Source organism: Streptomyces sp. YKOK-I1 (assembly GCF_054660435.1).
On record NZ_BAAGDR010000001.1, the window covers coordinates 6876383 to 6897921 of the forward strand.

Sequence of the window (21539 nt, forward strand, 5' to 3'; positions counted from 1 at the left end):
AGCAGTCCCCACCAAGGAGTCTCCCCGCATGCGGAAGATACTCGTCGTCGGAGCCGGTCAGTCCGGTCTCCAGCTCGCCCTCGGCCTCCAGTCGCACGGGTACGAGGTCACCCTGATGTCCAACCGGACGGCGGACGAGATCCGCTCCGGCCGGGTCATGTCGACGCAGTGCATGTTCCACACCGCCCTCCAGCACGAGCGCGACCTCCAGCTGGGCTTCTGGGAGTCCCAGGCCCCGAAGATCGCCGGGCTCGGCGTCTCGGTCGCGGCCCCCGGCTCGCACGACCCGGGTCCGACGCAGCGCGCGATCGACTGGGTGGGCACCCTCGACGGGTTCGCCCAGTCCGTCGACCAGCGGGTGAAGATGGCCGGCTGGATGGAGATCTTCGCCCAGCGCGGCGGCCAGCTCGTCATCCACGGCGCGGCCGTCTCCGACCTCGACTACTTCTCCCGCGCCTACGACCTCGTCCTGGTCTCGGCGGGCAAGGGCGAGCTGGTGTCGATGTTCGCCCGCGACCCCGAGCGCTCCCCGTACGCCCAGCCGCAGCGCGCGCTCGCCGTGTCGTACGTCCACGGTGTGGGCCCCCGCCCCGAGCACCCGGACATGGAAGCGGTCCGCTGCAACCTGGTCCCCGGGGTCGGCGAGCTGTTCGTCATGCCGACGTTCACCACCTCCGGCCGCGCCGACATCCTCTTCTGGGAGGGCATACCCGGCGGCCCGCTCGACGTCTTCAACGGCGTCAAGGACCCGGCGGAACACCTCTCCCTGACCCTGGAACTCATGGAGAAGTTCACGCCCTGGGAGTACGCGCGGGCCACGAAGGCCGAACTCACTGACGCCGGTGGCACGCTGGCCGGGCGGTATGCGCCGACCGTGCGCCATCCCATCGGCCGGCTGCCCGGCGGCGGTCTGGTGCTGGGTGTCGCCGACGTCGTCGTCGCCAACGACCCCATCACCGGCCAGGGCTCCAACTCCGCCTCCAAGTGCGCGGCCGCCTACCTCGCGTCGATCCTCGAACACGGGGAGAAGGAGTTCGACGAGGAGTGGATGCGGGCCACCTTCGACCGCTACTGGGACACGGCCCAGCACGTCACCAAGTGGACCAACGCGATGCTGGCTCCGCCGCCGGAGCACATCGTGAACCTGCTGGGGGCGGCGGGGCAGCTGCCGGTCGTGGCTGATCGTTTCGCCAACGCGTTCAACGACCCCGCGGACTTCGAGAACTTCTTCTACGAGCCCGAGAAGACGGCCGCGTATCTGGCGGAGGTCACGGGGGGTTAGAGGCCGGTGGGCGGCTGCGGGTTGTCCGTGGTCGCTCGCGCCCGCGCGGCGGAGCCGCATGTGTCGCAGCCCCGCGCCCCTTCAGGCGGGGAATCCGGGCGTACCGCTCCCAGGATCGGGTTGGACGCGATCGGGGAGATCTTGATCTTCTCGCCCGTTCTGGGGGCCTGGACCACCATGCCGTCCCCCATGTAGATCGCCACGTGCGTGGCCTCGGGGAAGTAGAGGACCAGGTCTCCGGGGCGCAGGTCGGCGAGGGGGATGCGCGGGAGCCTGGCCCACTGTTCCTGGCTGGTGCGGGGGATGGGGGTGCCGGCCCGGTGCCAGGCCTGGGAGGTCAGGCCCGAGCAGTCGTACGTCTTCGGGCCCTCCGCGCCCCACTCGTACGGCTTGCCGATCTGGCGGACGGCGTAGCGCAGGGCCTCCTCTCCCGCGGGCGAGGCCTGGTGGTCGTCCTGGAGGGCGCCGGACGCGATCAGCTCGCGCTGGGCCTGCGCCACCCCGTCCTGCTCCAGTTCGGCGATGGCCGCGAGCTGGGCCGCGGTGAGGGAGGCGAGGAGTCGCTCGACGTCGTCGAGGCGGCGGCGGACGTCGTCGCGCTCCTTCCTGCTCCGCTCGGTGAGCGTGAGCTGGCGGTCCAGGGCCGTGCGCGCCTCGCGGGCCAGCCCGTCCGCCCGGCGCTCGCTGCCCTCCAGCCGGCCCACCGTCTCGGCCCGCTCGCGCGCCAGCCGGCCGATGACATGCCCCTGGTCCAGGGCCTGCTGCGGGTCACGGGCCAGCAGCAGCCGTACGTACGGGGAGATGTCGACGCTGTTCTGGTACTGCTGGCGGGCCAGTCGCCCGGCCGCGCCCCGGCTCTCGTGCAGGGTCAGCCGGGCCGCGGCCAGATCCGCGTCGAGGCGGTCCGTCTCGGACTGGCGCTGTTTGAGCGCCTCCTCGGTGGCGTTGTAGGCCTCGGTCGCCTTCTCGGCCTCCCGGTACAGCCGCTGAAGGTCCGTCAGCAGCTCGGCCACCGTCCGCCCGCCGGGCGGCGTCGGACTCGGGGTCGGACTCGGGGCCGGGGCCGGGGCCGACGGTTCCGGTACGGCCATGGCGACACCGCCCGCCAGAACGGCCTGCGCGGCCAGCGCCGCCGTGGAGACCGCACAGGCCAGACGCAGCAGCCTTCCTGACACGTCATCACCTCCGCTGCGGGGAGGCGGCCCGGGTGGCCCCTCGAACCCGCAGGGTGATAATGGGACATGTAGGAAGAAAGTGCTCGGCCGGCTGCTCGGTTCGGCCCAGTCACGTCACCCTTCGGTGTCGTCCCGGTGCTTCACCGGCGTGGTGGGTTCCGGCTTCGACCACGGCCACCTCGGCCGGCCGGACCCCGTGTCGCCCTCGGCGGCGTACTCGTACTTCCACCCCTGCTGGAGCCCCAGCCGCTTGCTGTGTCCCCGCGGCACCCGCCGGTACACCAGAACCGTCGGCGGGCCGCCCGCCGCGTCGGGGACCGGGATGCGGTACGTCTTCGGCGGGTGCCCGGTCATGCCCACCAGGACCGGCAGCACCCGGCCGTCCATCGGGCCGCCCTCGAAGGGGGTGTCTTCGCTCTTCACCGCACCAGTGTCGGTCAGTCCGCGGCGCTCAGCGCGTCCCGCACCAGATCGGCGGTCTGCGGATCCCGGGCCGCGGTCACCGTGAGGACCGCCACGAACTGCTCCATCAGCCAGTCCCGCAGCTCCTCGGCGGGCGGCTCCTTGCCCTCGTCCAGCCAGATCAGCGAGGCCGCCTCGACCGCGGTGATCCACATCCGCACGGTCATCCGCAGCCGGGGGCCCGGATCGGTGACCCCGAGATGGCTGTGGATGTGCTCGGCCGCGGACCGCCGTACGCCGTCCACGATGGCCGTCGTACGGGAGGTCTCCACCACGCTGCCGCCCTGGAGCAGGGCGCTGAAGCCGGCGTCGTGGCGGGCGACGAAGCCGAGGTAGCGGTCCAGGGCGCGGGCCAGGCGGGGGAGGAGGGGGCCGCTGCGGGGCTCGTCGAAGCAGTGCTGGAGCTCTTCGGCGGCGGAGCGGAGCGCGGCCTCGTAGAGCTGCTGCTTGCCGCCCGGGAAGTAGCGGTAGACCAGTGGTCGGGACACCCCGGCGGCCTCCGCCACGTCGTCCAGCGAGACCTCTTCGGGGAGTCGGTGGGCGAAGAGGGTGAGCGCCGCGTCGAGGAGCTGGCTGCGGCGCTCCTCGACACTGAGGCGGCGGTAGGCGGGGGCGGCGGGGGTCATGTGTGCAGCGTAGTCCGGCCGCCTTTCGGGTGCGGGTGCGTTGTGGCTGGTCGCGCAGTTCCCCGCGCCCCTTCAGGTGGGCGAGCTCAGCTTCTCAGGCAAGCAACCCCGATGACTTCCACAGGCGCCGCCCCACACCCCTGAGCACCCCTATCTCGTCCAGGAAGTCCGTCAGGCGTTTCGAGCCCGTCTGCATGACCTCGCGGCGGTGGGCGCTCGCCTTCACCTGGGCCATCGCCTCGCGCTTGTCCAGGCCGACGTTCGCGTAGACGTCCGGGTTCACGAAGGCGACCGAGAAGATGCGGGCGAACTCGCCGGACGTCACCCGGGTGAACTCCTGGGACCACCTGGGGGCGGTCACCATCTGGCGGCGGAGTTCCTCACGGGCGTACCGGACGTGCCGGGCCTCCTCCACCACATGGATGCGGGTGACGCCCCGGATCAGGGGCTGGACGCGCTCGTCCGGGAAGGTCAGGCGCTGCATCCAGTCGAGGACCTCCTCGCCGAGGAGGGTGGCGGTGAAGGAGCCGGGGGTGGTGGAGACGGTCTTGAACAGGCGGCCCATGTTCTGGTGGACCCGGCTCACCGGGTACCAGGGGGTGCCGCCCCGGGCGATCAGCCGGGCGAACATCTTCGAGTGCCGGCACTCGTCCTCGATCTCGGTGAGCGCGTACCGCACATGCGCGCTCGTCGCCGCCTTGTCGTAGATGTGCCGGACGAGCAGCTGCATCAGGATGATCTCGAACCAGATCCCCAGCGAGGCCAGCGCCGCCGCCTCGTGCCGCGACAGCAGGATCCGCTGCTCCTCGCCCATCCGCTTCCACAGCGGGGTGTCGTACAGCGACACCAGCTCCGGGGGCCAGAACCACTTGCCCTCCTCGAAGGGCGCGTCCCAGTCCAGCTCCTGGTCGGGGTCGAAGGAGTGCTTGGCGGAGGAGGCGAGGAGCCGCTCGGCCACCTGTTCGCGGTCCTTGAGCAGGCCGAGCGCGTCGCGCGGTCCGGTCGGCGCCTCGTCGTCCGTGAGGGTCGTCATGGCTCTTATGAGACTGCTTGTCAGCAAGGACGTCAATCCCCTGCGCGCGGGGAGTGCCGTGTGTGCGCCGCTAGGGCGTGTTGCGAAAGTCCCGCCTGCCGCCCGACGCCCGGCACGCACTCTCGCCGCACCGGGCGAAAACCCGAGTACATCCAGTACGAGGGCTTCCGCCCGGCACTCCCCCAGCCTTCGGCCGGGGGGACCCCCAGAGCACGCACCGGACGCCGGTCGGCCCGCCCTCCGGGCGGACGACGGGACTTTCGCAACACGCCCTAGACCGAGCAGCCGAGGCCCTCGGGCACCTCGAAGCGCAGCGGCTCGGCGCCCTGGGGCGGGAACGAGGTGCGCAGGGTGAAGGCGTACGGCGTCGGGCCGTGGGTCCGCAGATGCAGCAGCCGGGCCTCCGCCTCCGCGACGGTGGGGCGGTGGCCGGCCGGCACCCACCACAGGGTCGCCATCGCCTCCCGCACCCGCTCGAACCACTCCCGCCGGCGCGCGAGCATCTCCCGGTGCCGCCCCTGGTACATGTACGAGGTCAGCGCGTTCGTGTCCCGCCACACCGACATGTTCAGGATCAGCCAGGCGTCGCCGAAGACCTCGATGCCGGTCGCGTCCCCCTCCTCCGACTGGAGCCGCCAGACGAACCCGTCCGCGGCGTCCGCGTCCGCGTTGACCGGGTCGAGCGCGTCGACGAAGTCCTTCAACTCCGGTGAGTCCAGCGGGAACTTGACGCGGGCGATATTGACCTGGGCGAGTTCGAAGGCGGCGGGTTCCGTGGTCCTGGTCCTCGTGGCGTCAGTCATGCGCGAACCGTAGGACGGACCTGTCGCCTCCGGAACCCCCCGTCTCACGGAGCGAGCACCGCCGCCATCACCGCCCGCGCGATCGGCGCCGCCATCCCGCCCCCGGTGATCTCCCCGCGGTTCGCCGAACCGTCCTCCACCACCACCGCCACCGCGACGCTCGGCTCGATGTCCCGCCGCCCCTGCGCCCAGGAGATGCACCAGGCGTACGGCGTCCCGGCGTTGCCGATGCCGTGCTGCGCGGTGCCGGTCTTGGCGCCGACCCGGGCGCCGCGGATCGCCGCCCTGGTCCCCGTGCCCTCGCGCACCACGTCCTCCATCAGCTCCCGCAGCCGTACGGCGGTCGAGGGGTACATCGCCTGCCGCGCCGAGCGGGAACCGGCCGTGCCCACCGTGGCGCCGCCCCGCCGTGTGGTCCGCTCCACCAGGTACGGCTCGCGCACCTGACCCCCGTTGGCCACCGCCGCCGACACCATCGCCATCTGCAGCGGAGTGGCCCGGGTGTTGTACTGCCCGATCGACGACAGCGCGAGCTGGGCCCGGTCCAGCGAGGTGTCGAAGGTGCTGGTGGCCACCGGGAACGGGATCCGTACGTCGGGGTCGTTGAAGCCGAACGCCTGCGCCGTGCGCGTCATCCGGGCCAGCCCCACCTCCACCCCGAGTTTCGCGAACACGGTGTTGCACGACCATTCGAGGGCGTCCCGCACCGGAGCGTTCCGGCAGCCGTCGCCCGAGTTCGTCAGCCGGGTCGTCGTCCCCGGCAGCCGGTACGGCACGGGCGAGTCGGTCGGCGCGTCCGGATCCGTCACCACCCCCGCGTCCAGCGCCGCCGCCGCGGTCACCACCTTGAAGGTGGACCCCGGCGGATACGTCTGGCTCACCGCCCGGTTCAGCATCGGCCGGTCGGGATCGCCGTTCAGCCGCTCCCAGGCCGCCTCGGCGCCCGGGTCGTTCCCGGACAGCAGCGCGGGGTCGTACGACGGACCGGACACCAGCGCCAGCACCCGGCCCGTCGCCGGTTCCACCGCGGCGACCGCGCCCTTGCGCCCGTCGAGTGCGTCGTAAGCCGCCTGCTGGGCGCGGCGGTCGAGGGTCGTCACGACGTTCCCGCCGGGCGGGCGGCCGCGCGTCACGTCGTTCCACAGCGGGAACGGCGCGAGCATCGGGTCCAGGCCGGAGAGGAGATCGTCCTCGGCGTGCTCCAGGAACGTCGTCCCGTACTCCTGCGAGGCGAAGCCCGTCACCGGCGCGTACAACGGGCCGTCGAGGTACGTCCGTTCGTAGCGCAACTGCTCCCCGGTGTCCCGGGAGCCGGTGACCGGGGCGCCGCCGACCAGGATGTCACCGCGCGGCTGGCCGTACCGGGCGATGGACTCACGGCGGTTGGCCGGGTTGCCGTCGTAGGCGGCGGACCGGACGACCTGCACACGCAGGGCGTTGACCAGCAGCGCCAGCAGGAGCAGGGCGCAGAACGCGGCGGCGTGCCGGATGTGCCGGGTCACTCCGATACCTCTCTGGTCAGGGGGCGGTGCTTCCGTCGTACTGCCGTCGTGCCGAGTCGCTCACCCGGATCAGCAGCGCCACGATCGCCCAGTTGGTGACGACCGAGGAGCCGCCCTGGGCCAGGAAGGGCATGGCCATGCCGGTCAGCGGGATCAGACCGGTCACCCCGCCCGCGATGACGAACACCTGGAGCGCCACGATCGAGGCGAGCCCGACGGCGAGGAGCCGGCCGAACGGGTCGCGCAGGGCGAGACCGGCCCGGTAGCCGCGCTCCACCAGCAGGCCGTACAGCAGGAAGAGCGCCGACAGACCGGCGAGGCCCAGTTCCTCGCCCGCCGTCGCCAGGATGAAGTCCGACTTCGCCGCGAACCCGATGAGGACGGAGTGGCCGAGCCCCAGCCCGGTGCCGAGCACCCCGCCCGCCGAGAAGGCGAAGAGGGACTGGGCGAGCTGGTTGGGCCCCAGACCCGCGTCGATCGACGCGAAGGGGTGCAGCCAGTCCTCGATCCTGCCGTGCACATGCGGTTCGAGTCGGCCGACGGCCACCGCGCCGAGCGAGGCGAGCAGCAGCCCGACCGCGATCCAGCCGGTGCGGCCGGTGGCGACGTACAGCATGACCACGAAGAGCCCGAAGAAGAGCAGCGAGGTGCCCAGGTCCCGCTCCAGGACCAGCACTCCCACGCTCAGCAGCCAGATCGCGACGATCGGACCGAGCACCCGGCCGGTCGGCAGCTGCACGAACCAGATCTTCCGGCCCGCGTACGCCAGCGCCGTGCGGTTCGCCGCCAGGTACGCGGCGAAGAACACCGCGAGCAGCACCTTCGCGAACTCGCCCGGCTGGATGGAGAACCCGGCGATCCGGATCCAGATCCGGGCGCCGTTCACGGCCGGGAAGAGGATCGGCAGGGTGAGCAGGGCGAGCGCGGCGACCACGCTGACGTACGCGTACCGCTGGAGCACCCGGTGGTCGCGCAGCGCCGCCACGACCAGGATGAACAGGGTGATGCCGAGGGTGGACCACACCAGCTGGGCGGGCGCCGCCCGGTCGCCCGGTGTCTCCAGGTCCAGGCGGTAGATCAGCACCAGCCCGATGCCGTTGAGCAGCACGCCGATCGGGAGCGGGAGGGGGTCGGCGTAGGGGGCGCGCAGCCGAACGGCGAGATGGGCGACCAGCGCGAGCACGCCGAGCCCGGCGCCGTAGCCCGCGGCGCCGGGTGGGAGGGAGCCGTGCCGGGCGACGCCGACCGCGCAGTAGCCGTACACGGACAGCAGGACGGCCACGACGATGAGGGCGAGCTCGATGCCGCGGCGCCGGGGGAGGCGTACGGCGGGGGAGGGTGCGCCGGTCGCGGCGAACGTGGTCGCGGCTCCGGTTCCGGCACTCGTCATGTCCGGAACCTACCCAAATGATGCCGCTTGTGAGCCTGATGAGCCTGGAGAGTGAGGGTGTGTCAGCACCAGCGCGGAGCCTCGCCGATGTTCTCGATGTAGCGGGCCGAGCCCCAGGCCCAGGTGCCGTCGGTCAGGAGGTACCAGAGCGGGTTGCCGTCGACGTTCTGGCCGGGCGTCTTGCAGAAGATCGACACGATCTCGCCGCGGTGGACGGACCGGATCACCTCGCTGGCCCGGGTGGGCTTGCTGCGCAGCAGCAGGGTGTTCGCGGTGACACGGCCGCGGAAGAGACGCTGGGTGTCGTGGTGGCCGCCCTGGTTCCACTGGTCGTCACCGCCCTGGCCGGCGCCCTGGGTCCATCCGCCGCCGTCGCCGCCGCCGCTCTGACCGCCGCCCTGGTTCCATCCGCCGCCGCTGCTCTGGCCGCCGCCCTGGTTCTGCCAGCTGTTGGTGTTGGTGTTGGTGTTGCTGTTCGTGTTGCTGTTCGGGTTCGTGTTGCTGTTGGTGTTGCCGCCGGTGTTCCAGCCCCCGCCGCTCTGGCCTCCCTCGTCCCAGGTGCTGGTGTTGGTGTTGCTGGTGCCGGGGTCGCCGCCGTTGTCGTTCCAGTCGTCGTCGGCGGTGGCGGGGGTGGCGACGGCCGCGGTGACCAGTGCGCCGACGGCGGTCGCCAGGGCGAGGCGGGTGAGGGCGGAGCGGCGCAGGGGCATGGCGATACCTCCATGAAGAGGGTGAAACCGGCTCAGAAGCTGACTTGACGCCAGATTAGGAGCGGCTCGCGCGTGTCGCCCGTCACGCTGCGCCATCGGGGAGACGCGGTGCCTGAGGCAGCGTCAGCGTGGCCACCGCCCCGCCCTCCGGCGCGTTGGTGAAAGCCAGCACGGCCCCCAGCACCTCCGCCTGGCCGACCGCGATGGTCAGCCCGAGCCCGTGACCCTTCGCCCCGCCCTCCGTACGGAACCGCTGCGGCCCGTGCGCGAGGAGGTACTCCGGATAGCCGTCCCCGTGATCCCGTACGGCGACCACCGGCCCGTCCACCGTGAGGACGACGGGCCCCCGCCCGTGCCGGTGCGCATTGGCCACCAGATTGCCGAGCACCCGTTCGAGGCGCCGCCGGTCGGTCTCGACCCGTGCGTCCCGTACGACCCTGATCTCCGTGTCGGCTCCGGACGCCCGTACGACCCGCCGCGCCAGCGCGCCCAGTTCCTCGGTGTCCAGCTCCAGCCGCTCCCGCCCGGTGTCGAGCCGGGAGATCTCCAGCAGGTCCTCGGTGAGCGTGCGCAGCGCGGCGACCCGGTCGCGCACGAGCTCCGTCGGCCGGCCCGGCGGCAGCAGCTCGGCCGCGGCGTGCAGCCCGGTCAGCGGGGTGCGCAGCTCATGGGCCACGTCGGCGGTGAAGCGCTGCTCGCTCAGCAGCTTGCTCTGGAGGGTGGCCGCCATGGTGTCGAGCGCGGCGGCGACCGCGCCCACCTCGTCCTGCGGCCGGCCCCGCTGCCTGGCCCGGGGGTCGTCCACCCGCGCGTCCAGATCGCCGGCGCTGATCCGCCGGGCCACCCGCGCGGTGGTGTGCAGCCTGCGGGTCACCCGGGTCACCGCGAACGCGCCCACCAGGAGCGTGGCGCCGATGGCCAGCCCCGCGGACCACAGGATCGCGGAGTCGAGCGCCTCGATGGTGCGGGCGCTCTGTGCGTAGTCGACCCGTACGGCGAGGGCCCGTCCGCCGTCGGCCGGGCCGGCCGCCCACATCGTGGGGCGCCCGGCGGTGTCGGCGACCATCGTGCCGCGCTCCCCGGCCAGCGCCAGGGTCCGCAGCGAGTCGGGCAGCCCCGGCGGGTCGACGCCCGCGCCCCAGCCGAGGCTGTCCCCGGCCTCGAACGCGGTCGTCGCGTCCGCCAGCCGGGACAGCGCGAGATCACGGGCCTGGCCGACGGTCTGGTTGGTCACCGACACATGCACGAGGACACCGAGCAGGGCGGCGAGCGCGCAGCACATCACCGTGATGAACACGGCGGCCTTCAGCGCGAGCGTGCCGGCCCACCGGGGGAGCGCGAGCCTCATCGGCCGCTCGCGGAGGGGGAGGCGGAGGCGGAGGGGGAGGGGGAGGCGGAGGGGCGGGGAGCGGGGGATCTCCTGGCCGTTCCGGTGCGCAGCATCTCGTCGTGGGTGAGCAGCATGGCGCGCTGCTGCGGGTCCCAGGTCCACTGCAGGCGGTACTCGTAGCCGGCGACCTCCGAGGGGGCCCGGATGATGACCGCGCGGCCGGCCAGCTCGACGCCGCTGACGGCGTCCTCGTAGGCCATGACCTGGACGAGCCGGTGGCCGCGGACGGTGTACACCCGGACGGCGGTGAGCTTGCCGGGCAGCTGCCGGAAGCCGAGCGTCATGTCGTCGCGCCCGTCGCCGGTCAGATCGCGGTAGTACGCCTTGAGGACGGGGCACGCGTGCCCGGCCGCGCCGCTCCTGCCGCAGTCGCTCATCCGCCGGGCGGTCTCCTGGTACGCCCCCGGGCCGTAGTCGCCGGGGCGTGCGGCGATCTCCGCGCGGACGACGGCGACCGGGTCCACCTCGTGGATGTCCCCGCCGGGTACGGCGACGCCCTTCACCACCTCGGTCTCCACCTCGCCGATGTCGAAGGCGGGGCTGGAGGCGGGGGTGAGATCGGGCCAGAGCCGGTCCGGGCTGATCGCGGTCGCGGTCGGGCCCGCGCCCTGGAGCCCGCCCGCGTCACCGCAGGCCGCGGTCGCCGAGGCCAGCAGGGCGGCTGCGGCGACGGTGCGGGCGATGCGGAGGGGGCGGGTGGTGCGGCTGGGCGGCACGGGACTCCTGAGGTGCATGGCGATGCGCGGCCCCGTACACCTTATTCGTAGGGAAGTCCTTTTTGCGTACCGGGTGTCAGGGCCGGTGGGTGGGCCGGAGGGCGGACGGAAAGGTGGACCGGAGGGTGGAGAGGAAACGATTGTGCATGGTCATTCAGCCAGCTCCTCCAGCAACCTGGCCGTCGGCAGTCCGGCCCGCAGGTACTCCACGAACAACTCGTTGTGCAGGGCCCAGGGCGAGCGCCGCGACCGTATCAGCCGGATCGCCTCGTCGGCCGGGTGGCCCCGCCTCATCAGCGTATGGGCGACGACCAGCCCCGACCGGTTGTATCCGCTGTAGCACCGCACCAGCACACTGCGCCCTTGGTCCAGGGCGTCGCCGGCGGCCTGGGCCAGCCGGATCACGCCCGCGAGCTGGGTGCCGTCCAGCGGCCCGTCCGGGATCGGCCACACATGGTGCACCACCCCCGGGTTGGGACCGTGGCCCGAGCGGGCCCGGGTCAGCGTCTGGACGAGATCGAACTCGTCCCGCACCACGGCGAGGGCCGGCTGCCCGGAGGCCCCCCGGTACTCGTGGCAGCCCATCCACAGCCCCGGCACGATCTCGTCCCACGGACGATCCGGAGCCGGTACGTCGGGTTGCTTCCTGCGGGTCCGCAACGGCGCCTCCCCACGCGCGCTCCCTGAGCCCTATGACCTGCCCAACTCCTCCCCAAGGTAACCGCCTTCTTGCCCTCGCAGCACCCCGCCTGTTCCCATGGTCATGGGGTGATGACGCATGACCGGACTACGCGTCGTACCGACCTGGCGGCATGGCCGGGAGCGGCTCTACGTCTGTCTCACCGACGGCAGGAACATCGCCTGGTACGACCGTGAGGCAGCCCGGGTCAATCTGCTCGCCGACGACCGGCGGGAGGACGTCCTGGAGGCGCTCGGCCCCTTCCTGACCGGCTCGGTCACCGTCGGCCCGCCCCCGGTGCCCACCCCCGCCGAACTGGTGCGTCTCGCCCTCCACCCGGACGACGACCTCGCCCCGAACCGTCCCGGCGAGGCCCTCCTGGTCTCCCTGGACCGCGACCCGGCCCCCGCCCACCGCCTACGGCCCGACCCGCGCCGGCACGCCCTGAGCGCGGAGCAGACCGTCGGCGAGGCCCTGGACCGCCTGGACGGGGCCGGATGGCACGCCCTGCATTCGATCCCCCTCCCCGGCGGCGACCGCCTCCACCACCTGGCGATCGGCCCGGGCGGCCTGTTCACGATCCACTCCCTCTACGCCCGCAAGACCCGCGTCCGTGTCTCCGACCCCCACGTCACCCTGGGCCGCCGCGACTCCGAGCCCCTCCTGCGCCGACTGCGCCTCGAGGCCGCCCGGGCCTCCCACGCCCTCACCGCCGAGGTCCACTCCGTCCTGGCCCTGGTCGCGCCCGCGGAGGTCACGTTCACCACGGTGCCCCGCGAGGTCCGCGTCCTCACGGCCCCCGAGATCGAGAACTTCACCCGCCTCGGCGGAGTCCTGAAACCGGCGGACGTGGAAGCCCTCCACGCGATGGCCCGAGACCGCAACACCTGGACCCACCTCTGACCGCCCCGGCCGGCGGGAGGATGACTGGTAGGATAGGTAGCATGGGCGAGCCTACAGGCAAGTACTCGATCACCATGCCGCGCGACATCGCCGAAGCCGCCAAAGCCCGCAGCGGTCCCTCCGGACTCTCCGCCTACGTCGCCGCAGCCGTTGCCCGTCAGATCGAGCGGGACAACCTCAACGAACTCATCGCGGTCGCAGAGGCCGAACACGGCCCCATCACCGACGAGGAGATCCAGGGCCTGCGCGACCAGCTTCACCAGGCCCGGGAGCAACAGTCCCAGGCCGGGGCGGACGCCGCGTGACCAGGTCCCCCGCCATCCCCGGCGGCACCCTGGTCCTCGACAGCGAAGGGCTGGCCAAGGCTGTTCTGCGGGACCGTACGGTCACCGGCTGGCTCGCCCTCGCCCGCGCCGACGACCTGCGGGTGATCACTTCGGCGGCCACCCTCGTGGAAGTGATCCATCCGCGGATCAATCGCCCAGCCCTCGGATGGACCCTGTCCCGCCTCGTCGTCGAACCCGTCACCGAAGCCGTCGCCCGTCACGCCGCCGCCCTCCTCGCCGACGCCGGACTGCACGGTCACCAGCACGCCATCGACGCCATGCTCGGCGCCACGGCCCTCGCCGCCCCTGGTCCGGCCACGATCCTCACCTCGGACCCCGAGGACCTGACCGCCCTGTGCGGCTCCCGCATCACCGTCATCAAAGTCTGAGGCCGGCCATCGGGGAGGCTGTGGTCAGGGCACCGCGCCCGCGCGGCCCGCGTCGAGCACCGGTGCCAGCAGGTCACCCCGCTCCCGCACCCGCTCCGCGACCTCCGCCGCCCCCAGCGCCAGCCGCCCGGCCTCCCCCGACTCCGCGACCTCCCCCACCTCCTCCCACCGCACCGGCGCCGACACCAGCGGCTCGTCCCGGGCCCGCAGGGTGTAGGCCGTGGCCGTCGTCTTGCGGGCCGCGTTCTGGCTCCAGTCCACGAACACCTTCCCCGGCCGCAGGCTGCGCGTCATCCGGTGCAGCACCAGCGAGGGCATCGCCTTCTCCGCCTCCACCGCCAGCCTCTTCGCGTACTCCGTCACCCGCTGCGACGACGCACCCCGTACCGCCGCCACCAGGTGCAGCCCCTTCGACCCGGACGTCTTCGCGTACGCCTCGATCCCGTCCCCGGCCAGCCGCTCCCGCAGCCACAGCGCGACCTCGCAGCACTCCACCACCCCGGCCGGCGCCCCCGGATCGAGGTCGAAGACCAGCCGGTCGGCGTGCCCGGGGTCCTGGATCACCCACTGGGGCGTATGGAACTCGGTCACCAGATTCGCCGCCCACACCAGGCTCGCCAGATCCTGTACGACCACCATCCGGGCCGGTCCCTCGGACCGCGGCACCTCGGCCGTGGTCACCCACTCGGGCGTCCCCGGCGGCACGTTCTTGGCGAAGAACACCTGCCCGCCCGGCCCGTCCGGATACCGCAGGAAGGACAGCGGCCGGTCCCGCAGATGGGGGAGCAAGGCGTCGGCGACCGTGGCGTAGTAGTGCAGCACCTCGCCCTTGGTGAAGCCGGTCGCCGGATACAGCACCTTCTCCAGATTGCTGAGCGCGAGCCTCCGCCCCTCCACCTCTGTGATCGGCGTCATACGATGAGAATCACATGAAAACGGCACAAAGTATCTGCCTCAGGAGGCCGCTGCCCGTGCGATCCATTTGGAACGGCGCCATCTCCTTCGGTCTCGTCAGCATTCCGATCAAGCTGGTGAACGCCACCGAGAGCCACTCGATCTCCTTCCGCCAGATCCACGCCGAGGACGGCGGCCGCATCCGCTACCGCAAGGTCTGCGAGCTGGAGGACCGCGAGGTGGACTCCGCGGAGATCGGCAAGGGCTACGAGGACGCGGACGGCACGATCATCCCGATCACCGACGAGGACCTGTCCCACCTCCCTCTCCCCACCGCGCGGACGATCGAGATCGTGGCCTTCGTGCCGGGGGACCGGATCGACCCCCTCCAGATGGACGCCGCGTACTACCTCCAGGCGGGCGGCGCCCCGGCCGCGAAGCCGTACACCCTCCTGAGGGAGGCGCTGAAGCGCAGCAACAAGGTCGCCATCGCCAAGTACGCGCTGCGCGGCCGTGAGCGCCTCGGCATGCTCCGGGTGGTCGGCGACGCGATCGCCATGCACGGCCTGCTCTGGCCGGACGAGGTCCGCGCCCCCGAGGGCGTCGCCCCCGACACCGACGTCACCGTCCGCGACCAGGAACTCGACCTCGCGGACGCCCTGATGGACACCCTCGGCGAGGTCGACCTGGACGACCTGCACGACGAGTACCGGGAGGCCGTGGAGGAGGTCATCGCGGCGAAGGCGGCCGGCGAGACACCCCCGGAGGCCCCCTCGGCACCGTCCGGCGGCAAGGTCCTGGACCTGATGGCGGCCCTGGAGAAGAGCGTGCGCGCCGCGAAGGAGTCGCGGGGCGAGGGGCCCCCGGCGGAGGCCGGGCTCAGATCCCTCCCGCGCCCCAAGGAGCCGGCCGGGAAGAAGTCCACGTCCACGACACGAAAGACGGCGGAGCCCTCCGCCCGCAAGTCGACGGCCAAGACCGCCAAGTCGGCACAGAGCGCGAAGAAGACCACGTCGACCGCGAAGAGCACGGCCAAGAAGGCAACGACGAAGAAGGCGACCGCCAAGAAGACCCCGGCGAAAAAGACGACCCCCCGCAAACGCACAGCCTGACCCACCCCGCCCGGCCCCGTAATCGGCCTTCCCCACGGCATCCGCGTTGCCCGGCTCTCTGCGTGGCCTTTTCCATGGCATCCGCGCCGCGCGGCTTCCTGTGCGGCCTTCGCTACGGCGCCCGCGCTGTCCGGCTCTCTGCGTGGCCTTTCCCGTGGCATCCGCGCCGCGCGGCTTCCTGTGCGGCCTTCGCTACGGCGCCCGCGCTGTCCGGCTCTCTGCGTGGCCTTTCCCGTGGCATCCGCGCCGCGCGGCTTCCTGTGCGGCCTTCGCTACGGCGCCCGCGCTGTCCGGCTCTCTGCGTGGCCTTTCCCGTGGCATCCGCGCCGCGCGGCTTCCTGTGCGGCCTTCGCTACGGCGCCCGCGCTGTCCGGCTCTCTGCGTGGCCTTTTCCATGGCATCCGCGCCGCGCGGCTTCCTGTGCGGCCTTCGCTACGGCGCCCGCGCTGTCCGGCTCTCTGCGTGGCCTTTCCCGTGGCATCCGCGCCGCGCGGCTTCCTGTGCGGCCTTCGCTACGGCGCCCGCGCTGTCCGGCTCTCTGCGTGGCCTTTTCCATGGCATCCGCGCCGCGCGGCTTCCTGTGCGGCCTTCGCTACGGCGCCCGCGCTGTCCGGCTCTCTGCGTGGCCTTTTCCATGGCATCCGCGCCGCGCGGCTTCCTGTGCGGCCTTCGCTACGGCGCCCGCGCTGTCCGGCTCTCTGCGTGGCCTTTCCCGTGGCATCCGCGCCGCGCGGCCCCCTGTGCGGCCTTCGCTACGGCGCCCGCGCTGTCCGGCTCTCTACGCGGCCTTCCCCACGGCATCCGCGCCGTCCCGGGGGCCCTCTGTCGGTCGTCGTCGCGGATCCGCCCGTCCCGGGAACAGCAGCAACCCCACCCCCAGAGCCAGCCCCGTCGCCGCGAGGAGCGGGAAACGGCCGCCGTAGGCGAACCCGTGGCCGGCGAAGTACGTCAGCGCCCATCCGCTCACCCCGGTCCCCGCCCACATCCGCCACGCCGCCACACCCCGGAGTCCCGCATCGGGCCGTACCCGGGCCCCCCACACCCGCAGCCCCCGCTCCACCGGCCGCAGCGCCCGGAGCACGCCCGCCAGAACGCCCCCGAGCACCACCATCCACGGCACCCGAAGCGCCCACCAGGCCGCCGAGCCGTACCCGGGTTCGGGCGCGAGGTCCGTCAGATAGAAGGCGGCGGCCACCACCAGCACCGGCGCCATGTGCCAGAGGTACAGCGTCATGCTCGCCGCCCCCAGCCCCCGTACGGCCCGCCACACCCGGGCCCGCTCCAGCGCCCGTCGCACCCCCGGCGCGATCAGCAGACACACCCCTGTCTGCGCCACGGACCACGCCAGCATCGCCGCCGAGGGCGGGTTGGTGTTGCTGAGGTCCTGTCCGGTCACCAGGATCAGACTCACGGGGAACGGCCCGGGGCCGACCAGCAGGGCGAAGCCGGCCGCACCGCCCACGGCCATGGCCGTCGGCACCATCCGTCCGCCACCCAGCAGGCCGTCCCGCCAGCAGAAGCCGAGCTGGTAGACGACACCCCACACGAGCAGATAGTTCACCGCGCCCACGGCTCCGACGGCCTCCGCATATCGCCCTTCGACCGTCGCGACCAGCGTGCCGACGCCGAGAGCGGCCACCCCCATCGCCACCGGGACCCGCGGCCCCCAGCGCCGGTGCAGGGCGTACAGCGCGGGGGTGAGGCCGCTGAGCAGCAGGTACACCGGCAGGAACCAGAACTGCATCGCCATCGCCCACCCCACCAGGGCGAGCGTGACCGGATCGACGCCGAGGGGCGAGCAGACCGCGACGGCGAGCAGCACCAGCCCGCTGTACACCGCCACCGGCAGCAGCAGCCGTACCGCCCGGCCGCCCACCCAGCCCGCGGCCGTCGCCCCGTCCGCCCGGGCCCGCTCCCACGACCCGCTCGCGGCGTGCCCGCCCGCCAGGAAGAACAGCGGCATGATCTGGAAGCCCAGCGTCAGCCACTGTGTCCAGGGGAGGGTCGCCAGCAGCTCCGGCGCGCTGATCTCCCCGTCCGGGTGCCTGACCAGCCCCGTGATCAGCCAGTGGCCCGCCACGACGAGCGTGATCGCCCATGCCCGCAGAAAGTCGACGTATCGGTCCCGGTCCATGCCGGCATGGTTCCGCCCGCCCAACTCCCGCACACCGAAAGCCCCTTGTCGCAACCAAGCCGTGCCCGTGCCGACACCGTGCCGATCGGCGTCCCGCCTCCGTCCGCCCCCTCGCGCGACCTTCCGCACGACATCTTGACGGCGGTGATGTTACCGGTAACATCGACGCTCGTCGGAGCAACACACCCCTGCCCGCACCCCCGGCCCACACCGCCGTGGGCCGTCCGCCCCTGGAGGCCGCGTGACCGACCAGCCCACGCGGCAACGGCGTACCCCGCCGGTGCCGGGACCGCCGGACAGTCCTGTTCTCCCGGTGTTCAGCACCGCCGCCGTCGTGGCCGCCTGCGCCGCCTTCGCGCTGATGGGCGCGCTCCAGGCCTTCTACGGTCCCGCCATCCCCGCCCTGCGGGGGGAGTTCGGCCTCTCGCCCTCCACCGCCGGGCTGGCCCTGAGCGCCCACTTCGTCGGGGGAGTCGCGGGAGTGCTCCTCTTCGACCGGCTGTACGGCCGTATCGGCAACCGGCATCTGCTCGGCTCCTCGTACCTGCTGATGGCGACCGGCGCGGCGGGCTTCGCGCTCGCGCCTCACTGGGCCACGGCCCTCGCCGCCGCCCTGCTCGCAGGTCTCGGCGCGGGCGGGGTCGACTACGGCCTCAACCAGCTCTTCGCCGTCGGCTTCGGCAACCGTTCCACCGCGATGCTCAACATCCTCAACGCCCACTTCGGCATCGGCGCGATCCTCGGCCCCGCCCTGATCGGCGCGGTCGGCGCCGACCGCTACCCGGCCGTCTTCCTCGCCTTCGCCCTGGTCACCCTGCCACTGCTGCTGTGCCTGCGCGGCGTCCGCGACCACATCCCGCCGCGGCTCGGCGACGCCCCCGCCGGGCCCGCGCCCGGGTCAGGGCCCGGTGGGGGCGTCGCCGCCCGCCGCGCCCTGCGCTCCGTCCTCGCCGCCTTCGTCGCCCTCTACGTCCTGCACGTCGGCATCGAGGCCGGCGTCGGCGGCTGGGAGCCCACCCATCTGGAGACCGTCGGCTACGGCGCCGGGCTCGCCGCCACCGCCACCTCCGTGTACTGGCTGATGATGACGGCCGGCCGCTTCCTCGCCGCCCCGCTCGCCCTGCGCTTCTCCGCCCAGACGATCATCACGGTCTCCTGCGCGGGGATGACGGTCTGCCTGCTGCTGGCCGCCGTACCGGACCTCGCGCCGTACGCCTACGCGGGCGTCGGCCTCTTCATCGCGCCGATCTTCCCGACCGGCCTGCCCTGGCTCCACCGGGCCGCACCCCACGCCCGCCGGGCCGGCGCCCTGGTCATCGCCGCCTCCCTGGCGGGCGGTGTCGCGGCGGGCCCCTCGCTCGGCAAGGTCATCGAGTGGTCGGGCGTCCGCGCCGTACCGCTGCTGCTCGCCGCGGTGTCGGCCGGGTGTCTCGCCGCGACCCTGTGGCTGACCCGCGCGACCCGCACGTCCCCCTGACCGTCCGCCCGCTCACCCGCTCACCCGCACACCCTTCCGCCCGCCCACCCGCACCAGGTCACCGCCGTACCGCCACGTACCGAAGGGGAACCCCATGCCCGCCCTGACCACGACCGCCGACGGCTTCCTCCTGCACGGCACCCCCTTCCGCATCCTCTCCGGCGCCCTCCACTACTTCCGCGTCCACCCGGACCAATGGCCCGACCGCCTGCGCAAGGCCCGCCTCATGGGCCTGAACACGGTGGAGACCTACCTCCCCTGGAACCTCCACGAGCCCACCCCCGGCACCCTCGACCTCGACGGCCTCCTCGACCTCCCCCGCTTCCTCCGCCTCGCCCAGCAGGAAGGCCTCCACGTCCTCCTGCGCCCCGGTCCCTTCATCTGCGCCGAATGGGACGGCGGCGGCCTGCCCTACTGGCTGACCTCCGACCCCGACATCCGCCTGCGCACCAGCGACCCCCGCTTCACCGACGCCTTCGACCGCTACCTCGACCTGCTCCTCCCCGCCCTCCTGCCGTACATGGCCGCGTCGGGCGGCCCGGTCATCGCCGTACAGGTGGAGAACGAGTACGGCGCGTACGGCGACGACACCGCCTACCTCAAGCACGTGGAGAGCAGCCTGCGCTCGCGCGGCGTCGAGGAACTCCTCTTCACCTGCGACCAGACCGACGGCGACCACCTCGCCCACGGCACCCTCCCCGGCGTCCTCGCCACCGGCACCTTCGGCAGCCGCGTCGACGCCTCCCTCGCCCGGCTGCGCGAGCACCAGCCCGAAGGCCCGCTGATGTGCTCGGAGTTCTGGATCGGCTGGTTCGACCACTGGGGCGGCCCGCACCACGGCCGGGACGCCGCGGACGCCGCCGCCGATCTGGACCGCCTTCTCACCGCGGGCGCGTCCGTCAACATCTACATGTTCCACGGCGGCACCAACTTCGGTTACACCAACGGCGCCAACCACCACCACGCCTACGCGCCCACCATCACCTCGTACGACTACGACGCTCCCCTCACCGAGAGCGGCGACCCCGGCCCCAAGTACCACGCCTTCCGCGAGGTGATCGCCCGCCATACCGCGGTCCCGGACGAGCCGGTGCCGTCCCCGGCTCCCAAACTGCCGCACACCGAGGTCGAGTTGACCCACCGCCTCGCCCTCTTCGAGCGGCTCGGCCAGGACGGGGTGCGCTCCGCCGACCCCGTCACCGCCGACGCGCTGGACCGGCGCGCCGGATACGTCCTCTACCGGACCACCGTCCCCGCCGCCGGGCCCGGTCTGCTCCACTTCGAGGGCGGAGTCGGCGACCGCGCCCAGGTCTTCGTCGACGGCGCCCCGGCCGGCGTCCTCGAACGCGAGCGCTACGACGAGACGCTCCCGATCCAGGTCCCCCGCGCCGGTGCCCGGCTGGACGTCCTGGTGGAGAACATGGGCCGGGTCAACTACGGCCCCCGCATCGGCGTCCCCAAGGGACTGCTGGGCCCGGTCACCCTCGACGGCGAGGCCCTCCAGGGCTGGGACTGCCACCCGCTGCCCGTGGACGACGCGTCGCCCAGCGCCGCCTTCGCCCCGGCGACCGCGCCCACCTCGGCCGAACCGGCCTTCCACCGGGGCACGTTCGAGGTCGCCGAACCCGCCGACACGTTCCTCTCCCTCCCCGGGTGGACCAAGGGCCAGGCCTGGATCAACGGCTTCCACCTGGGCCGCTACTGGAACCGCGGCCCCCAGCGCACCCTCTACGTCCCGGCCCCCGTCCTGCGCCCCGGCACCAACGACCTGGTCCTCCTCGAACTCCACGGCACGACCACCCCCCGGGCCCACCTGGTGGACACCCCGGACCTGGGCCCGACAACTCCCTGACCCCAACACCAACCCAAACCCGGTCCCAACCGGATCCCGACCCGGACCCGGCCCCGGTACCGCCCGGACCGCCGCCCCGGCCCCGGCCTGGACCTGGTTCCGGTTCCGGTTCCGTCTGGGACGCCGACCTGGTCCTGCCCGGACGCTGACGCGGTTCTGCCCGGACGCCGACCTGGTCCTGCCCGGACGCTGACGCGGCCCGGACCCGGACCCGGACACGGCCGGACCCGGACGCGGCCCGGACACGGCCGGACCCGGACACGGCCCGGACCTGGTTCCGGTTCTGCCCGGACGCCGACCCGGTCCTGCCCGGACGTCGACGCGGTCCCGGCCTGGACCTGGTTCCGCCCGGACCGCCGACCCGGCCCTGCCCTGCCCGCCGACCCGGCCCCAGCCTGGACCTGGTTCCGGTTTCGCCCAGGACGCCGACCCGGCTCTGCCCCGACGCCGACGCCGACGCCGACGCCGACGCGGTCCTGGTCCCGACCCGGTCCTGGTCCCGGCCTGGACCTGGTTCCGGTTCTGCCCGGGACCGCCGACCCGGCGCTGCCCGGACGCCGAGCCGGACACGGTCCGGACCCGCACACGGCCCGGACCTGGTTCCGGTCCCTGACTTCACCCCGACCTCACTTCACCCCGACCCGACCCGACCCGACCCGACCCGACCCGACCTGACCCGGGCCC

The 21539-nt window shown here is 73.0% G+C and carries 20 protein-coding genes; 7 read left to right on the forward strand and 13 right to left on the reverse strand.

Translation table 11 applies throughout. The annotated features are described in order from the left end of the window. Positions 1 to 28: 28 nt before the first annotated feature. On the forward strand, positions 29 to 1282 hold the full coding sequence (locus tag ACYQ8Q_RS30785; protein WP_460069435.1) for a styrene monooxygenase/indole monooxygenase family protein: 1254 nt from the start codon (positions 29 to 31) through the stop codon (positions 1280 to 1282). Here the strand turns inward: ACYQ8Q_RS30785 and ACYQ8Q_RS30790 are convergent. The 11 genes from ACYQ8Q_RS30790 to ACYQ8Q_RS30840 all read right to left on the reverse strand — a co-directional run bounded on the left by ACYQ8Q_RS30790 (position 1279) and on the right by ACYQ8Q_RS30840 (position 11749). After that, positions 1279 to 2457: a C40 family peptidase gene (locus ACYQ8Q_RS30790; protein WP_460069437.1), complete on the reverse strand. Its 1179-nt coding sequence runs from the start codon at positions 2455 to 2457 to the stop codon at positions 1279 to 1281. The two genes, ACYQ8Q_RS30785 and ACYQ8Q_RS30790, sit on opposite strands and share 4 nt — an antisense overlap. Before the next feature lie 114 nt (positions 2458 to 2571). Next, positions 2572 to 2880 carry a hypothetical protein gene (locus ACYQ8Q_RS30795; RefSeq protein ID WP_460069439.1) on the reverse strand — a complete coding sequence of 103 codons (309 nt, stop codon included), beginning with the start codon at positions 2878 to 2880 and terminating at the stop codon, positions 2572 to 2574. Between the two features lie 14 nt (positions 2881 to 2894). Beyond that, a complete protein-coding gene (locus ACYQ8Q_RS30800) occupies positions 2895 to 3545 on the reverse strand; it encodes a TetR/AcrR family transcriptional regulator (protein ID WP_460069441.1) in 651 nt (216 codons plus the stop codon). Between the two features lie 94 nt (positions 3546 to 3639). After that, the gene (locus tag ACYQ8Q_RS30805) at positions 3640 to 4578 is read right to left on the reverse strand and encodes an AurF N-oxygenase family protein (RefSeq protein ID WP_460069443.1); all 939 of its coding nucleotides are present in this window, start codon (positions 4576 to 4578) and stop codon (positions 3640 to 3642) included. Positions 4579 to 4850: 272 nt separating this feature from the next. Beyond that, a complete protein-coding gene (locus tag ACYQ8Q_RS30810) occupies positions 4851 to 5381 on the reverse strand; it encodes a DUF3291 domain-containing protein (RefSeq protein ID WP_460069446.1) in 531 nt (176 codons plus the stop codon). A gap of 44 nt (positions 5382 to 5425) precedes the next feature. Continuing rightward, positions 5426 to 6883 carry a peptidoglycan D,D-transpeptidase FtsI family protein gene (locus ACYQ8Q_RS30815; RefSeq protein WP_460069449.1) on the reverse strand — a complete coding sequence of 486 codons (1458 nt, stop codon included), beginning with the start codon at positions 6881 to 6883 and terminating at the stop codon, positions 5426 to 5428. Positions 6884 to 6899: 16 nt separating this feature from the next. Next, entirely contained in the window at positions 6900 to 8273 is a 1374-nt protein-coding gene (locus tag ACYQ8Q_RS30820) for an FtsW/RodA/SpoVE family cell cycle protein (protein ID WP_460069451.1), read from the reverse strand. A gap of 62 nt (positions 8274 to 8335) precedes the next feature. After that, on the reverse strand, positions 8336 to 8983 hold the full coding sequence (locus tag ACYQ8Q_RS30825; RefSeq protein WP_460069453.1) for an SH3 domain-containing protein: 648 nt from the start codon (positions 8981 to 8983) through the stop codon (positions 8336 to 8338). 82 nt (positions 8984 to 9065) lie between these two features. Further along, entirely contained in the window at positions 9066 to 10331 is a 1266-nt protein-coding gene (locus ACYQ8Q_RS30830) for an ATP-binding protein (RefSeq protein ID WP_460069456.1), read from the reverse strand. After that, positions 10328 to 11107 (reverse strand): hypothetical protein, encoded by a 780-nt coding sequence (locus ACYQ8Q_RS30835; protein ID WP_460069458.1) that lies wholly within the window; start codon positions 11105 to 11107, stop codon positions 10328 to 10330. Before ACYQ8Q_RS30835 ends, ACYQ8Q_RS30830 begins: the two co-directional genes overlap by 4 nt. 132 nt (positions 11108 to 11239) lie before the next feature. Continuing rightward, on the reverse strand, positions 11240 to 11749 hold the full coding sequence (locus ACYQ8Q_RS30840; RefSeq protein ID WP_460069460.1) for a protein-tyrosine phosphatase family protein: 510 nt from the start codon (positions 11747 to 11749) through the stop codon (positions 11240 to 11242). 118 nt (positions 11750 to 11867) lie between these two features. On the opposite strand from ACYQ8Q_RS30840, the gene ACYQ8Q_RS30845 reads away from it, so the two are divergent. From ACYQ8Q_RS30845 to ACYQ8Q_RS30855, 3 genes are read left to right on the forward strand one after another with little or no spacing between them, the layout of a single operon-like run. After that, positions 11868 to 12671 carry a nuclease-related domain-containing protein gene (locus ACYQ8Q_RS30845; RefSeq protein WP_460069462.1) on the forward strand — a complete coding sequence of 268 codons (804 nt, stop codon included), beginning with the start codon at positions 11868 to 11870 and terminating at the stop codon, positions 12669 to 12671. Positions 12672 to 12712: 41 nt separating this feature from the next. Next, on the forward strand, positions 12713 to 12976 hold the full coding sequence (locus ACYQ8Q_RS30850; RefSeq protein WP_460069465.1) for a CopG family transcriptional regulator: 264 nt from the start codon (positions 12713 to 12715) through the stop codon (positions 12974 to 12976). Continuing rightward, positions 12973 to 13386 (forward strand): DNA-binding protein, encoded by a 414-nt coding sequence (locus ACYQ8Q_RS30855; protein WP_460069468.1) that lies wholly within the window; start codon positions 12973 to 12975, stop codon positions 13384 to 13386. The genes ACYQ8Q_RS30850 and ACYQ8Q_RS30855 overlap by 4 nt, the downstream gene beginning before the upstream one ends. A 24-nt stretch (positions 13387 to 13410) precedes the next feature. On the opposite strand, the gene ligD is transcribed toward ACYQ8Q_RS30855, so the two are convergent. Continuing rightward, on the reverse strand, positions 13411 to 14301 hold the full coding sequence (ligD, locus tag ACYQ8Q_RS30860; RefSeq protein ID WP_460069471.1) for a non-homologous end-joining DNA ligase: 891 nt from the start codon (positions 14299 to 14301) through the stop codon (positions 13411 to 13413). Between the two features lie 56 nt (positions 14302 to 14357). On the opposite strand from ligD, the gene ku reads away from it, so the two are divergent. Next, the gene (gene ku, locus ACYQ8Q_RS30865) at positions 14358 to 15392 is read left to right on the forward strand and encodes a non-homologous end joining protein Ku (RefSeq protein ID WP_460069473.1); all 1035 of its coding nucleotides are present in this window, start codon (positions 14358 to 14360) and stop codon (positions 15390 to 15392) included. A gap of 778 nt (positions 15393 to 16170) precedes the next feature. Here ku and ACYQ8Q_RS30870 read toward each other — a convergent pair. Beyond that, positions 16171 to 17526 (reverse strand): acyltransferase family protein, encoded by a 1356-nt coding sequence (locus ACYQ8Q_RS30870; protein ID WP_460069476.1) that lies wholly within the window; start codon positions 17524 to 17526, stop codon positions 16171 to 16173. A gap of 313 nt (positions 17527 to 17839) precedes the next feature. Here ACYQ8Q_RS30870 and ACYQ8Q_RS30875 point away from each other — a divergent pair, with 313 nt between their 5' ends. Continuing rightward, positions 17840 to 19003, forward strand: a complete 1164-nt coding sequence (locus ACYQ8Q_RS30875; protein WP_460069479.1) for an MFS transporter — start codon at positions 17840 to 17842, stop codon at positions 19001 to 19003. A gap of 94 nt (positions 19004 to 19097) precedes the next feature. Further along, positions 19098 to 20855: a glycoside hydrolase family 35 protein gene (locus ACYQ8Q_RS30880; RefSeq protein WP_460069481.1), complete on the forward strand. Its 1758-nt coding sequence runs from the start codon at positions 19098 to 19100 to the stop codon at positions 20853 to 20855. Positions 20856 to 21539: the final 684 nt, after the last annotated feature.